This is a genomic window from Pseudomonas sp. PGPPP4 (genome assembly GCF_002256045.1).
Lineage (GTDB): Bacteria > Pseudomonadota > Gammaproteobacteria > Pseudomonadales > Pseudomonadaceae > Chryseomonas > Chryseomonas oryzihabitans.
In genome coordinates this window covers 56,093-70,498 of the sequence record NZ_NKID01000001.1, presented here as the reverse complement: position 1 = coordinate 70,498, position 14,406 = coordinate 56,093, and the positions used below count along the sequence as shown (strand labels likewise).

Genomic DNA, 14,406 nt, shown 5'->3' with positions numbered 1-14,406 from the left:
ACATTCCGTAGGGGACGCAAAGAGCGCCTGACAGGCGCCTGATGAGGACTTTCCATGGCTACGCCCCCCAAGAGTGAACTCGCCGGTACCGACACCCTGGATCGCCAGAACACCTCGAAGAAAATCGAGCAACTGGAGCAATTCCGCTCCGATGCCACCGGCCAGGCACTGCGCACCAACCATGGCGTGAAGATCGCCGACAACCAGAATTCGCTGCGCGCCGGCACCCGCGGGCCTTCCCTGCTCGAAGACTTCATCATGCGGGAGAAGATCACCCACTTCGACCACGAGCGCATCCCGGAGCGCATCCCGGAGCGCATCGTCCATGCCCGCGGCACCGGTGCCTATGGCTATTTCCAGCCCTACCAGGACTGGTCCGACCTGACCAAGGCCGCGCTCTTCCGCGACCCCAACCACCAGACCCCGGTGTTCGTGCGCTTCTCCACCGTGCAGGGCCCGCGCGGCTCCGGCGACAGCGTGCGCGACGTGCGTGGCTTCGCCATCAAGTTCTACACCGAGGAAGGCAACTGGGACATGGTCGGCAACAACATGCCGGTCTTCTTCATCCAAGACGCCATCAAGTTCCCCGACTTCGTCCATGCGGTGAAGCCCGAGCCGCACAACGAGATCCCCACTGGCGGCAGCGCCCACGACACCTTCTGGGACTTCGTTTCCCTGGTGCCCGAGTCGGCGCACATGGTGCTCTGGACCATGACCGACCGCGCCATCCCGGTGAACCTGCGCAGCATGCAGGGCTTCGGCATCCACACCTTCCGCATGATCAACACCGCCGGCAAGGGCGTCTTCGTCAAGATCCACCTGAAGCCCGCCGGCGGCGTGCGCTCCCTGGTGTGGGACGAGGCCCAGAAGCTGGCCGGCAAGGACACCGATGCCCACCGTCGCGACCTCTGGGAAGCCATCGAAGCCGGTGACTACCCCGAGTGGGAATTCGGCGTGCAGATCATTCCCGAGGAAGACGAGCACACCTTCGACTGGGACATCCTCGACGCCACCAAGATCATCCCCGAGGAGCTGGTGCCCATCACCCCGCTGGGCAAGCTGGTGCTCAACCGCAACCCGGACAACTACTTCGCCGAGACCGAGCAGGTGGCCTTCTGCCCCGGCCATGTCGTGCCCGGTATCGACTTCAGCAACGATCCCCTGCTGCAGGGTCGGCTGTTCTCCTACACCGACACCCAGATCAGCCGTCTCGGTGGGCCGAACTTCCACGAGCTGCCGGTCAACCGCCCAGTGGTGCCGAATCACAACGGCCAGCGTGACGCCAAGTACCGCATGACCATCGACAAGGGTCGCGCCTCCTACGAGCCCAACTCCATCGACGGCGGCTGGCCCAAGGAAACCCCGCCGGCGCCCCAGGACGGCGGCTTCGAGAGCTACTACGAGCGCATCGACGGCCACAAGGTGCGTGAGCGCAGCGAGACCTTCGGCGACCACTTCTCCCAGGCCACGCTGTTCTACAACAGCCTGTCGGAAGCCGAGCAGGCGCACGTCGCCGATGCCTACAGCTTCGAGCTGGGCAAGGTCGAGCGCATGTGGATTCGCGAGCGCCAGGTCAACGAGATCCTCGCCAACATCGATCTGGAGCTGGCGCAGAAGGTGGCCAAGAAGGTCGGCGTGACCCCGCCCACCGCCCCCACCGTGCAGCCGCGCAAGGTCTCCATCGACAAGTCGCCGGCGCTGAGCCAGCTCAACCTGCTGTCCGGCAACATCAAGGGCTTCAAGGTGGCGGTGCTGGTAGGTGACGGCGTCATCTCCAGCGAAGTGGAGGCCATCAAGCAGGCGCTCAAGGCCGAAGGTGCCCATGTGAAGGTGCTCGGCCCCACCGCCGGCCCGGTCAAGGCCGCCGACGGCAGCGAAGTGGCCGTGGACGGCTCCGCCGAAGGCATGCCTTCGGTGGCGCTGGACGCGGTCTATGTGCCGGGCGGTGCCGAGAGCGTCAAGGCCATGCTCGACGACGGCGTGATCAAGCACTACCTGCTGGAAGCCTACAAGCACCTCAAGGCCATCGCCCTCACCGGCGAAGCCGAGCAGTTGCTCAAGGCGGTCTACCTGGACACCGACGAGGCGCTGCTCACCGGCAGCGACTTCAAGGCGGTGCAGCAGGACTTCTTCGCCGCCATCGCCAAGCACCGTTGCTGGGCGCGGATGCCGAAGATCAAGTCGATCCCGGCCTAAGCAGGCGGGCATGAAAAAGCCGACCGTCGCGAGACGGTCGGCTTTTTTGGTCTAGGCTATCGCGGCCATGGGCCGCTCCTACAAGAGATCATGCTGCTGTAGGAGCGGCCCATGGCCGCGATTGACCACTGATTACCCCAGCACCAGCACCCCATCCATCTCCACCTGCGACCCCTTCGGCAGCGCGGCTACACCAATGGCAGCGCGCGCCGGATAGGGCTGCTGGAAATAGCGACCCATGATCTCGTTGACGGTGGCGAAGTGCGCCAGGTCGATCAGGAAGATGTTCAGCTTGACGATATCGGCCAGCGAACCACCGGCAGCCTCGGCAACGGACTTGAGGTTTTCGAAGACCTGGACCACCTGGGCCTCGAAGCCGTCCACCAGCTCCATGCTGGTCGGGTTGAGCGGGATCTGCCCGGAGAGATAGACGGTGTCACCGACCTTGATCGCCTGGGAATAGGTACCAATGGCGGCGGGCGCCTTGTCGGTGTGGATCACTTGCTTGCTCATGGGTCGCTCCTGTGCGGGAAAGGCCTGATTCTGCAAGCCGGTGGCGATCCGCTGCAACCTCAGAACCTGTTCACGATTGCGCGAGCTAGAGACAAACAAGGCGAAAATGCCTGAGGAAGCGGAGTTTACGAATGGTAAATGAGCATTCCGAAGGCATTTTCAACGCCGTTTGGCCGACGCGCAGCAGATCGTGAGCAGGTTCTCAGCTGCGAACCCGAGTGATACCGGCCACGCCCTTGAGCGTCCGCAGCTTCTTGATCACCCGCGCCAGGTGCACGCGATCACGCACGCTGACCACCAGCTGGACCACGCTGACCCGGCCGTCACGCTCGTTCATGCCGATCTTCTCGACGTTGGCGTCCGCGGCGGTGACGTTGTTGGCCAGCATGGCGATCAGGCCGCGCTGGTGCTCCAGCTGGACGCGCAACTCGACGCTGAATTCGCCAGTGACGTCCTTGGCCCAGTTGAGCACGATGCACTTTTCGCTGTTATGCCGGAATTCGGCGATGTTCCGGCAATTTTCCAGGTGGATCACCATGCCCTTGCCGGCCGACAGGTGACCGACGATGGGATCGCCCGGAATCGGCGTGCAGCACTTGGCGTAGCTGATCACCAGGCCTTCGGTGCCGCGGATCGCCAGCGGGCCCTGGGGCGTGGTGCTGGCCTGGGGTTCCAGTGGCTCTTCCTGCTCGCTGCCGGACACCAGGCGCCGCGCCACCACATAGGCCATGCGATTGCCCAGGCCGATCTCTTCGAGCAGGTCTTCCAGCACCACGCCCTTGTATTCGCCGAGCACCGAGAGGATGCGCATCGGCGAGATCTTCGACAGCTGGGTGCCGAAGCCGGACAGCGCCTTGTTCAGCAGCCGCTCGCCGAGGCTGATGGACTCGGAGCGACGCTGCTGCTTGAGCGCATGGCGGATGTTGGTGCGCGCCTTGCCGGTGACCACGAAGTTGAGCCAGGCCGGATTGGGCCGGGCGCCGGGGGCGGTGACGATCTCCACCGTCTCGCCGCTGCCCAGCGGCTGCGACAGCGGCGCCAGGCGGCGGTTGATGCGGCAGGCGATGCAGCTGTTGCCGACGTCGGTGTGCACCGCGTAGGCGAAGTCCACGGCCGTGGAGCCCTTGGGCAGCTCCATGATGCGGCCCTTGGGGGTGAAGACGTAGACCTCGTCGGGAAAGAGGTCGATCTTCACGTTCTCGATGAATTCCAGGGAGTTGCCCGCGCGCTGCTGCAACTCGAGGATGCCCTTCACCCACTGGCGCGCGCGCAGGTGACTGGCGCGCGGTTCGTCGCCGCCGGCCTTGTACAGGCCATGGGCGGCGATGCCGTTGTTGGCCATCTCTTCCATCTCGCGGGTGCGGATCTGGATCTCGATGGGCACGCCGTGCATGCCGAACAGGGTGGTGTGCAAGGACTGGTAGCCGTTGGCCTTGGGGATGGCGATGTAGTCCTTGAAGCGCCCCGGGAACGGCTTGTAGAGATTGTGCACCGCGCCGAGCACGCGGTAGCAGGTGTCGACCTTGTCGACGATGATGCGGAAGCCGTAGACGTCCATGATCTCGTTAAACGACTTACGCTTGCCGCGCATCTTCTGGTAGATGCTGTGCAGGTGCTTTTCGCGGCCGACCACCTCGCCGTCGAGGCCGTCCCGGGCCAGGCAATTGGCCAGGGATTCCTGGATCTTGCCGAGGATCTCGCGGCGATTGCCCCGCGCGGTCTTGACCGCCCGCTGGATGCGTTCGGCACGCATCGGGTGCATGGCGCGGAAGCCCAGGTCCTCGAATTCCACGTAGAAATCGTGCATGCCCAGCCGGTTGGCGATGGGGGCGTAGATTTCCAGGGTTTCCTTGGCGATACGCCGGCTCTTGTCCGGCGGCATGGCGTCCAGGGTGCGCATGTTGTGCAGCCGGTCGGCCAGCTTGACCAGGATGACGCGGATGTCCTTGGACATCGCCATGGTCATCTTCTGGAAGTTCTCCGCCTGGGCCTCGGCCTTGGTCTCGAACTTCATCTGGGTCAGCTTGCTGACCCCGTCCACCAGCTCCGCCACCGTCTCGCCGAACTGGCCGGCCAGGGCTTCCTTGGCGATGCCGGTGTCCTCGATCACGTCGTGCAGCATGGCGGCCATCAGGCTCTGATGGTCCATGTGCATGTCGGCGAGGATGTTGGCGACGGCCAGCGGATGGGTGACATAGGGCTCGCCGCTGCGGCGGCGCTGCCCGTCGTGAGCCTGCTCGGCGTAGTAGTAGGCCCGCCGTACCAGATTGACCTGGTCGGGGGTCAGGTAGTCCGCCAGACGCTCGGCCAGCAGGTCGATGCCGGTCGGGTGGACGTCACCATACGCAGGCTCGGCGGCCATGGCTTAGAGGGCCTCGCCGTCCGCTTCTTCGTTGACTTCGAAGGCGGCGAACAGCGGCTCTTCTTCGACGATGTCGTCAAGACGGATGACTTCTTCGTCGACCAGACCTTCGGCGATCTCGCGCAGGGCGACGACGGTGGGCTTGTCGTTGTCCCACGGTACCTTGGGCTCCTTGCCGCCGGTGGCCAGCTGACGCGAGCGCTTGGTGGCGAGCATGACCAGCTCGAATCGGTTGTCTACGTTGTCCAGGCAGTCTTCGACAGTAACGCGGGCCATGGTCTTCCTCGTGGCGATGATGATCCCGGGAACGGGGGACCCGATAGTATAAAAATTCGCCAGTGGCAAGGGAAGGGGCGGTGGTCGGAGGACCACCGGCACCGCACCTGGGTAAGTGGCTCCCGCCCGCGCCGGACGGGAGCCCTGGCCGGATCAGGCGCCGGCTTTCTTCTTCAGGCGCCAGGCGTGCAGCAGCGGCTCGGTGTAGCCGCTGGGCTGCTCGCGGCCCTTGAAGATGAGGTCGCGAGCGGCGCGGTAGGCGTAGGACGTGTCGAAGTGGCCGGCCATGGGCTCGTAGAGGGCATCGCCGGCGTTCTGGCCGTCCACCACCTTGGCCATGCGCTGCAGCGTCTCGTCCACCTGCGCGGCCGTGACCACGCCGTGGTGCAGCCAGTTGGCGATGTGCTGGCTGGAGATGCGCAGGGTGGCACGGTCTTCCATCAGGCCGACGTCATGGATGTCGGGCACCTTGGAGCAGCCGACGCCCTGGTCGACCCAGCGCACCACGTAGCCGAGGATGCCCTGGCAGTTGTTGTCCAGCTCCTGCTGGATGGCCTCGACGGACCAGTCCGGCGACTCGGCCACCGGCACGCTGAGCAGCCCGGCGAGCAAGTCGCCGCGGGCGGCGTCGACGTCGCTGCGTTCCAGCTCCTGCTGCACCTGCTGGACGTTGACCTGGTGGTAATGCAGGGCATGCAGCACGGCGGCGGTGGGCGACGGTACCCAGGCGGTGTTGGCGCCGGCCTTGGGATGGCCGATCTTCTGCTCCAGCATGGCCGCCATCAGGTCGGGCATGGCCCACATGCCCTTGCCGATCTGCGCCTTGCCGCGCAGGCCGCAGGCCAGGCCGACCAGCACGTTGTTGCGCTCGTAGGCGGTGATCCACTTGGAGGTCTTCATGTCGCCCTTGCGCAGCATGGGCCCGGCCAGCATGGCGGTGTGCATCTCGTCACCGGTACGGTCGAGGAAGCCGGTGTTGATGAAGGCCACCCGCGCCGCGGCGGCGGCGATGCAGGCCTTGAGGTTGACGCTGGTACGCCGCTCCTCGTCCATGATGCCTAGCTTGACGGTATTGGCCGGCAGCCCCAGCAGCGCCTCGACGCGGTCGAACAGCTGGACGGCGAAGGCCACCTCGGCCGGACCGTGCATCTTGGGTTTGACGATATAGACTGAGCCGCTGCGGGAGTTGCCCTGGCGCTTGAGGTCGTGCAGGGCGATGGTCACGGTGACCACGGCGTCGAGGATGCCCTCGGGGATCTCGCGGCCGTCTTCCAGCAGCACCGCCGGATTGGTCATCAAATGGCCGACGTTGCGGATGAACAGCAGCGAGCGCCCGTGCAGGCTCAAGGGCTGGCCGTCGGCGCCCTGGTACTCGCGATCGGGGTTGAGGCGGCGGGTGAAGGTCTCGCCGCCCTTGCTGACTTCCTCGGCCAGGTCGCCTTTCATCAGGCCCAGCCAGTTGCGATAGGCCAGGACCTTGTCGGCGGCGTCCACCGCGGCGATGGAGTCTTCCAGGTCCATGATGGTGCTGACCGCGGCTTCCATCAGCAGGTCCTTGACCCCGGCGGCGTCGGTCTTGCCGATGGCGCTGTCGCGGTCGATCTGGATCTCCAGGTGCAGGCCGTTGTGGCGCAGGAGCACGGCCGACGGCGCGGCGGCCTCGCCCTGGAAGCCGACGAAGGCGGCCGGATCGGCCAGTTCGCTGGTGCCGCTCTTGAGCTCCACCACCAGGCGGCCGTCCTGGATGCGGTAGGCGGTGGCATCCCGGTGCGAGCCACTGGCCAAGGGGGCCACGCCGTCCAGCACCTGGCGGGCGAAGGCCACCACCTTGGCGCCACGGGCGGGGTTGTAGCCCTTGCCGCGCTCGGCGCCATCGGTCTCGGGCAGGGCGTCGGTGCCGTAGAGGGCGTCGTACAGCGAACCCCAGCGGGCGTTGGCGGCGTTCAGGGCGTAGCGGGCGTTGAGCACCGGCACCACCAGCTGCGGACCGGCCTGTTCGGCGATCTCGCGGTCGACGCCGGCCGTCGAGGCCTGCACCTGGCCGGGGACCGGTTGCAGATAGCCGATGCCTTCCAGAAAGGCCTGGTAGGCGGCCAGGTCGGTGACCGGACCGGGATGGGCGCTGTGCCAGTTGTCCAGTTCCACCTGCAGGCGATCCCGCTCGGCCAGCAGTTCGCGATTGCGCGGCGCCAAATCGTGCACCAGTTGGTCCACGCCCGACCAGAAGGCGGCGGTGTCGAGTCCGGTGCCGGGCAGCACCTCCGCGTCGATGAAGCGCTGCAGCTCGGTGGCCACCTGCAGGCGGCCCAGGGTAGTGCGGTCGGTCATGATGGCTTTCCTTAATGTGAGGCGTTGAATTCAGTTGAGGGCTGCAATCGCGGCCTTGGCGACCTGGGCATCTTCCGGCGCCTTGACGCCGGAGACGCCGACGGCGCCCACCACCTGGCCGTCCACCAGGATGGGCACCCCGCCTTCGAGCATGCCCTGCATCAGCGGCGCGCTGAGAAAGGCGGTGCGGCCGTTGTTGATCATCTCTTCCAGCACCTTGGACTCCTTGCGCGCCAGGGCGGCGCTGCGGGCCTTTTCCGGGGCGATGTAGGCGCTGTTGGGCGCGGCGCCGTCGAGGCGCAGCAGGGCCAGCGGATGGCCGCCGTCGTCGGCCACGGCGATGCACACGGCCCAGCCCTGGCGCTCGGCTTCGGCGCGACCGGCGGCCAGCAGGGTGTCGATCTCGGCAAGGGTGAGCACGGCTTTGGTCTTCATGGAGCCTCCAGGGTTCAGGGTTGGGTCGGAGCGGCCAGGGCCGCGTCGAGGATTTCGATCCAGTGGCGCACCGGGGTGCGCCCGGCGCCGTCGAGATGGCTCTGGCAACCGATGTTGGCGGTGGCGATCACCTCGGGGTGACCGCTCTCCAGGGCGTCGAGCTTGGCGTCGCGCAGCCGCCGCGACAAGTCCGGCTGGGTCAGCGAATAGGTGCCGGCCGAGCCACAGCAGAGGTGGCCGTCGGGCACCGGCGCCAGCGGAAAGCCGAGCCGCTGCAGGACGCCTTCCACGGCGCCGCCCAGGCGCTGGGCGTGCTGCAGGGTGCAGGGGCAATGGAAGGCCAGTCGCGGCGCGTCCTTCAGCCGCAGCTCTTCCAGCGGCAGCTCGCGCAGCACCTCCACCAGGTCGCGGGTGCGCGCCGAGACTTCCCGCGCCTTGGCGGCATAGGCCGGATCGTTCTTGAGCAGGCTGGCGTATTCCTTGACGAAGGCGCCGCAGCCGCTGGCGGTCTGGATGATGGCTTCGGCGCCGCCCTGCAGCGCCGGCCACCAGGCGTCGATGTTGCGCCGGGCGCGATCGAGGCCGGCCTCCTGGGCATTGAGGTGGTAATCCACCGCGCCGCAACAGCCGGCGCGGGGCGCGGCGTCCAGGCTGATACCGAGGCGATCCAGTACCCGCGCGGTGGCGGCATTGGTGTTGGGCGAGAGCCCCGGCTGCACGCAGCCTTCGAGGATCAGCATGCGCCGGGCATGGCGTGGCGCGGGTCGCACGCCGGGAGCGGCGATGCGCGCCGGCAGCTTGGCCTGGACGCCTGCCGGCAGCAGCGGCTTCAGTGCCTGCCCGCTTTTCAGCAGCGCCCCGAACAGCCGCGGCTGCGGCAGCACCTGACGCAGCCCGGCGCGCAGCAGGCGCTGGCCCAGCGGGCGCGGTACCCGGCGCTCCACCTCGGCGCGGCCGATGTCGAGCAATTCGTGATAGGAGACGCCCGAGGGACAGGTGGTCTCGCAGTTGCGGCAGGTCAGGCAGCGGTCGAGGTGCTCGCGGGTCTTTTCGCTGACCTCGCCGCCTTCGAGCATGCCCTTGATCAGGTAGATGCGCCCGCGCGGACCGTCCAGCTCATCGCCGAGCAACTGGTAGGTCGGGCAGGTGGCATTGCAGAAGCCGCAGTGCACGCAGCTGCGCAGCACCCGCTCGGCATCGGCGGCGCGGGGCAGTTCGCGGGCGGCGGGACTCAGATTGGTTTGCATGACGTCTTTCCCCTACAGCCCGGCGTACAGCCGACCCGGATTGAAGATCCCCTGGGGGTCCAGGCGCGCCTTGAGGCGGCGGTGATAGTCGAGCAGCGCGGCGGGCAGCGGATGCTGGGCCTCGCGCTCGGCGTCCGGCGTGTAGCAGAGCGCATGGCCGCCGGCGCGCGCGGCGATCTCGCGCAGCACGGTGGCCGGGGCATCGCTCTTGAGCCAGTACTGGGCACCGCCCCAATCCAGCAGGCGGCTGCCGGGCAGGTCCAGCAGCGGGGTGTTGACCGGCACCGACAGCCGCCACAGCGGCGCGGGGCCGTCGAAGAAGGCCAGCCGCTGTTCGTTGAGCTCGTCCCAGAAGGCTTCGCCCAGGGCTTCACCGCCCAGGCGATCGGCCGCCGAGCGCACCGAGCCCTCGCCGCCTTCCAGGCGCAGGTGCAGCCGCTGGCCGTCATGGCAGGCCGCCGAGATCGGCAGCGCCTCGCGACCCCAGACGGCCAGGCGCTGGAGGGCGCGTTCGGCGTCCAGTTCCAGGCTCAGGCTCTGGGTGCAGCGCGGCCTGGGCAGCACCTTGAAGGACACCTCGGTGATCACGCCCAGGCAACCCTGGCTGCCGGCCAGCAGGCGGGAGACGTCGTAGCCGGCGACATTCTTCATCACCTCGCCGCCGAATCTCAGGTGCTCGCCGGTGCCGGTGATCAGGCGCGTGCCGAGCACGAAGTCCCGCAGGCTGCCGGCCCAGGGGCGGCGTGGACCGGAAAGACCGCAGGCCAGGGTGCCGCCGACGGTGGCGCCCTCCCCCAGCCGCGGCGGCTCGCAGGGCAGCATCTGCCCCTGCTCGGCCAGGGCGGCATTGAGTTCGGCCAGCGGCGTGCCGGTGCGCACCGTGGCCACCAGTTCGGTGGGATCGTAGTGCACCAGGCCGCGATGGCCGCTGACGTCCAGCGGCTCGCCCTCCACCGCACGGCCCAGTCGGGCCTTGGTGTCGCCGCCATGGATGCGCAGCGGCTGGTGACGGACCAGGGCCTCGCGGACCTGGTCGAGGAGCAGGTTCAGACTGTCCATCAGAAGCGCTCCAGTTCGGGGTGGGGCAACTGGCCGCGATGCACGTGCAGGCCACCGAATTCGGCGCAGCGGTGCAGGGTCGGCACGTTCTTGCCGGGGTTGAGCAAGCCGGGGGCGTCGAAGGCGGCCTTTACCGCATGGAAGAAGGTCAGCTCGCCCGACTGGAACTGGGTGCACATGGCGTTGATCTTTTCGCGGCCGACGCCGTGTTCGCCGGTGATGGTGCCCCCCACCGCCACGCAGAGATCGAGGATGCGGCCACCCAGGGCCTCGGCCTGTTCCAGCTCGCCGGGCCGATTGGCATCGAAGAGGATCAGCGGATGCAGGTTGCCGTCGCCGGCGTGGAAGACATTGCCCACCGCCAGGCCGTATTCCGCCGACAAGGCCTCGATGCCGCGCAGCACCTCGGGCAGGGCGCGACGCGGGATGGTGCCGTCCATGCAGTAGTAGTCGGGCGACAGCCGTCCCACCGCGGGAAAGGCGTTCTTGCGCCCGGCCCAGAATTTCTGCCGCTCGGCCTCGTCGCGGGCCAGGCGGATCTCGGTGGCTCCGGCGGCGGCCAGCAGGGCGCTGACGCGCTCGATGTCGGCGGCCACGTCGGCTTCCACCCCGTCCAACTCGCAGAGCAGGATGGCGGCGGCGTCCACCGGGTAGCCGGCGTGGATGAAGTCCTCGGCGGCTCTCAGGGTCAGGTTGTCCATCATCTCCAGGCCGCCAGGGATGATGCCGGCGGCGATGATGTCGGCCACCGCCGCCCCGGCGCGCTCGATGTCGGCGAAGCTGGCCATGACCACTCGGGCGCAGGGCGGCTTGGGCAAGAGCTTGACGGTCACCTCCACCACCACCCCCAGCAAGCCCTCGGAGCCGGTGAACAGCGCCAGCAGGTCGAAGCCGGGGCTGTCCAGGGCGGCGCCGCCCAGGGTCAGGCGTTCGCCTTCCAGGGTGACGATCTCCACCGCCAGCACGTTGTGCACGGTCAGGCCGTATTTCAGGCAGTGCACGCCGCCGGCGTTCTCGGCGACGTTGCCACCGATGGAACAGGCGATCTGCGACGAGGGATCGGGCGCGTAGTAGAGCTCAAAGGGCGCCGCGGCCTGGGAGATGGCCAGGTTGCGCACCCCGGGCTGGACCCGCGCACGGCGACCGTCGGGGTCCACTTCGAGGATGCGATTGAAGCGCGCCATCACCAGCAGCACGCCCTGCTCCAGCGGCAGGGCGCCGCCGGACAGGCCGGTGCCGGCGCCGCGGGCCACCAGGGGTACCTGCAGTTCATGGCAGAGGCGCAGGGTCGCCTGCACCTGCTCCACGGTTTCCGGCAGCACCACCAGCAGCGGCGTGGTGCGATAGGCCGCGAGACCATCGCATTCGTAGGGCTTGAGGTCTTCCCTGTCGTGCAGCAGGCAGTGCTCGGGCAGTTCGGCACGCAGCCGCTGCAGCAGTTGCGCCTTGTCCGGGCGGGGCAAGGCGCCGTCGAGACGTTCGTCGTAGACCAGGCTCATCGGGTAACCGCCATTGTTGTTGTTCTGGCTGGAAAGGCTTCGTTGTACCCCGACTGCAAGCGGGGCGTCCATGGCCGAGCGCACTGGTCATACCAGTTTTTGCGCCCTCTTCGACCAAAGGATGAGCCGCTTTCAGCCCGCTTGACGGCAGATTCCGCCAGTGGCTCACTAGCGCCAAACCCCGTGGTCATACCAGCAGGAACTCGCCATGTCCGCGCCCGCCGCCCGTCTTCCCGTCGCCGAGAACGTCAGTCAGCAGATCGAACGCCTGGTGGTGGACGGGGTGCTCAAGGTCGGTCAGCCGCTGCCGTCCGAGCGGCGCCTGTGCGACAAGCTCGGCGTCTCGCGCACCGCCCTGCGCGAGGGTCTGGGCCTGCTGCGCGCCCGCGGCATCATCGAGACCCGTCACGGCCAGGGCAGCTTCGTCGCCCGCCTGGCGGCGCCGGCGGCGGAGAATCCGCTGCTGCACCTGTTCAGCAGCCAGCCGCGCACCCTCTACGACCTCTTGGAGGTCCGCGCCCTGCTGGAAGGCGAAGCCGCGCGCCTGGCGGCGCTGCGCGCCACCACCGCCGACCTGGTGCTGATCGGTCGCCGCTACGACGAACTCTGCGCCGCCTGCCAGGACCCGGCCACCCTGCCGGCGGAAACCCATGCGCGCCTCGATCACGCCTTCCACCTGGCGATCAGCGAGGCCTCGCACAATCCGGTGCTGGTGCACACCCTGCAATCGCTCAACGAGCTCTTGCTGGGTTCGGTGTTCGCCTGCATCGCCAATCTCTACCATCGGCCGCCGCAGCGCCGCGAGATCGACGCCCAGCATGCCCGCCTCTATGCCGCCGTGAGCCAGCGCCTGCCCGACGAAGCCCATGCCGCCGCCCGCGAGCACATCCACAGCGTCAGGGACAGCCTGCGCGAGATCGAGCAGGAAGAGCAGCGCCTGGTGCGCGCCACCATGCGTCTGGAAGGCTGGACCTAGCGAAAAAGGCCCGCCGGCAAAGGGGGATGCCAGAGCGGCTGCCCGTCAGCCCAGGGTGCGCCCCGTCCCTCCGGCGGGCGCAACATCTTGCAACTGCCCTGCCCCGCCCCCATGCTTAGCCGACCTTTTTCCAGCTCTCGGCCCTAATGGACCCTTCCACCAGTCTCGCCTCGACGTTGTTCGCCGATCTCGGCCTCGTGTTCTTCGCCTTCTTCCTCGTGCTGCTCAACGGCTTCTTCGTCGCCGCCGAGTTCGCCATGGTCAAGCTGCGCGCCACCCGCGTGGAGGCCATCGCCAAGAAACATGGCTGGCGCGGGCGCATCCTCAAGAAGGTGCACAACCAGCTCGACGCCTACCTCTCCGCCTGCCAGCTCGGCATCACCCTGGCCTCCCTGGGCCTGGGCTGGGTCGGCGAGCCGGCCTTCGCCGAATTGCTCGAACCCCTGCTCGGCGCCGTCGGCGTCAGCAGCCCCGAGGTGATCCACGGCGTCGCCTTCTTCTCGGCGTTCTTCATCATCTCCTACCTGCACATCGTGGTCGGCGAGCTGGCGCCCAAGTCCTGGGCGATCCGCAAGCCCGACCTGCTCTCGCTGTGGACGGCGGTGCCGCTGTACCTCTTCTACTGGCTGATGTACCCGGCCATCTGGCTGCTCAACGCCAGCGCCAACGGCATCCTGCGCATCGCCGGCCAGGGCGAGCCGGGCGCGCACCACGAGCACCACTACAGTCGCGACGAGCTCAAGCTGATCCTGCACTCCAACCGCGCCACCGACCCGGACAGCCGGGTGCTGGCCTCGGCGGTGGAGCTGGGCGAGCTGGAAGTGGTGGACTGGGCCAATTCCCGCGAAGACCTCATCTACCTGGACAGCAAGGCCAGCCTGGACGAGATCCTCACCCAGATCCGCCGCTCCAAGTACAGCCGCTACCCGGTCTACGACGAAGACAGCCAGACCTTTACCGGGGTCCTGCACATCAAGGACCTGCTGCTGGCCATCGCCGGCCTGGACAGCGAAGCCGCCTCCTTCGACCTCGACGACCTGGTGCATCCGCTGGAGCGGGTGACCAAGCACATGCCGCTGTCCGACCTGCTGGAGCAATTCCGTCGCGGCGGTGCGCACTTCGTGCTGGTGGAGGAAGCCGACCACAAGGTCATCGGCTTCCTGACCATGGAAGACGTGCTCGAGGTGCTGGTGGGCGACATCCAGGACGAACACCGCAAGACCGAGCGCGGCGTGGTCGCCTACCAGCCGGGCAAGCTGCTGGTGCGCGGCGACACCCCGCTGTTCAAGGTCGAGCGACTGCTGGGCATCGATCTGGACCACGTCGAGGCCGAGACCCTGGCCGGCCTGATCTACGACAGCCTGAAGCGCGTCCCCGAAGAGGAAACGGTGCTGGAAGCCGAGGGCCTGCGCATCATCGTCAAGAAGATGAAGGGCCCCAAGATCGTCCTGGCCAAGGTCATCAAGCTGGATCCCAAGGACGTCCACCGGCGCCAGCCGGAGGAACGCTGAGGCG

The 14,406-nt window shown here is 67.6% G+C and carries 11 protein-coding genes; 3 read left to right on the top strand and 8 right to left on the bottom strand.

Going from position 1 to position 14,406, the window contains the following annotated elements:
* Window positions 1–54: 54 nt before the first annotated feature.
* Window positions 55–2,196, top strand: a complete 2,142-nt coding sequence (gene katE, locus CFE50_RS00305) for a catalase HPII (protein ID WP_286729465.1) — start codon at window positions 55–57, stop codon at window positions 2,194–2,196.
* Between the two features lie 132 nt (window positions 2,197–2,328).
* Here the strand turns inward: katE and ridA are convergent, their stop codons facing one another.
* The 8 genes from ridA to glcD form a co-directional block, all read right to left on the bottom strand.
* Window positions 2,329–2,709 (bottom strand): deaminase RidA, encoded by a 381-nt coding sequence (ridA, locus tag CFE50_RS00300; RefSeq protein WP_007161463.1) that lies wholly within the window; start codon window positions 2,707–2,709, stop codon window positions 2,329–2,331.
* A gap of 202 nt (window positions 2,710–2,911) precedes the next feature.
* Window positions 2,912–5,071, bottom strand: a complete 2,160-nt coding sequence (spoT, locus tag CFE50_RS00295; RefSeq protein ID WP_042135202.1) for a bifunctional GTP diphosphokinase/guanosine-3',5'-bis pyrophosphate 3'-pyrophosphohydrolase — start codon at window positions 5,069–5,071, stop codon at window positions 2,912–2,914.
* Between the two features lie 3 nt (window positions 5,072–5,074).
* Window positions 5,075–5,347, bottom strand: coding sequence for a DNA-directed RNA polymerase subunit omega (rpoZ, locus tag CFE50_RS00290; protein WP_007161465.1), 273 nt, complete (start codon window positions 5,345–5,347; stop codon window positions 5,075–5,077).
* A gap of 153 nt (window positions 5,348–5,500) precedes the next feature.
* Window positions 5,501–7,675, bottom strand: coding sequence for a malate synthase G (locus CFE50_RS00285; RefSeq protein ID WP_286729455.1), 2,175 nt, complete (start codon window positions 7,673–7,675; stop codon window positions 5,501–5,503).
* Window positions 7,676–7,705: 30 nt separating this feature from the next.
* Window positions 7,706–8,110: a heme-binding protein gene (locus CFE50_RS00280; RefSeq protein WP_027598097.1), complete on the bottom strand. Its 405-nt coding sequence runs from the start codon at window positions 8,108–8,110 to the stop codon at window positions 7,706–7,708.
* A 14-nt stretch (window positions 8,111–8,124) separates the two neighbouring features.
* Window positions 8,125–9,357 (bottom strand): glycolate oxidase subunit GlcF, encoded by a 1,233-nt coding sequence (gene glcF / locus CFE50_RS00275; protein ID WP_241808640.1) that lies wholly within the window; start codon window positions 9,355–9,357, stop codon window positions 8,125–8,127.
* 12 nt (window positions 9,358–9,369) lie between these two features.
* The gene (gene glcE, locus CFE50_RS00270; RefSeq protein ID WP_241808639.1) at window positions 9,370–10,416 is read right to left on the bottom strand and encodes a glycolate oxidase subunit GlcE; all 1,047 of its coding nucleotides are present in this window, start codon (window positions 10,414–10,416) and stop codon (window positions 9,370–9,372) included.
* Window positions 10,416–11,915, bottom strand: coding sequence for a glycolate oxidase subunit GlcD (gene glcD, locus CFE50_RS00265; RefSeq protein WP_241808638.1), 1,500 nt, complete (start codon window positions 11,913–11,915; stop codon window positions 10,416–10,418). Before glcD ends, glcE begins: the two co-directional genes overlap by 1 nt.
* Window positions 11,916–12,123: 208 nt before the next feature.
* Between glcD and glcC the strand changes: the two genes are divergently transcribed.
* Complete coding sequence (gene glcC / locus CFE50_RS00260; RefSeq protein WP_044341159.1) at window positions 12,124–12,891, top strand: transcriptional regulator GlcC; 768 nt, start codon at window positions 12,124–12,126, stop codon at window positions 12,889–12,891.
* 146 nt (window positions 12,892–13,037) lie between these two features.
* On the top strand, window positions 13,038–14,402 hold the full coding sequence (locus CFE50_RS00255) for a hemolysin family protein (protein ID WP_286729433.1): 1,365 nt from the start codon (window positions 13,038–13,040) through the stop codon (window positions 14,400–14,402).
* Window positions 14,403–14,406 lie beyond the last annotated feature (4 nt).

Excerpts from the sequence above, each read along its gene's own strand:
- katE (WP_286729465.1), top strand. The coding sequence starts at position 55 with ATGGCTACGCCCCCCAAGAGTGAACTCGCCGGTACCGACACCCTGGAT.
- CFE50_RS00255 (WP_286729433.1), top strand. The coding sequence starts at position 13,038 with ATGGACCCTTCCACCAGTCTCGCCTCGACGTTGTTCGCCGATCTCGGC.
- glcC (WP_044341159.1), top strand. The coding sequence starts at position 12,124 with ATGTCCGCGCCCGCCGCCCGTCTTCCCGTCGCCGAGAACGTCAGTCAG.
- glcF (WP_241808640.1), bottom strand. The coding sequence starts at position 9,357 with ATGCAAACCAATCTGAGTCCCGCCGCCCGCGAACTGCCCCGCGCCGCC.
- rpoZ (WP_007161465.1), bottom strand. The coding sequence starts at position 5,347 with ATGGCCCGCGTTACTGTCGAAGACTGCCTGGACAACGTAGACAACCGA.
- spoT (WP_042135202.1), bottom strand. The coding sequence starts at position 5,071 with ATGGCCGCCGAGCCTGCGTATGGTGACGTCCACCCGACCGGCATCGAC.
- ridA (WP_007161463.1), bottom strand. The coding sequence starts at position 2,709 with ATGAGCAAGCAAGTGATCCACACCGACAAGGCGCCCGCCGCCATTGGT.
- glcD (WP_241808638.1), bottom strand. The coding sequence starts at position 11,915 with ATGAGCCTGGTCTACGACGAACGTCTCGACGGCGCCTTGCCCCGCCCG.
- CFE50_RS00285 (WP_286729455.1), bottom strand. The coding sequence starts at position 7,675 with ATGACCGACCGCACTACCCTGGGCCGCCTGCAGGTGGCCACCGAGCTG.
- CFE50_RS00280 (WP_027598097.1), bottom strand. The coding sequence starts at position 8,110 with ATGAAGACCAAAGCCGTGCTCACCCTTGCCGAGATCGACACCCTGCTG.
- glcE (WP_241808639.1), bottom strand. The coding sequence starts at position 10,416 with ATGGACAGTCTGAACCTGCTCCTCGACCAGGTCCGCGAGGCCCTGGTC.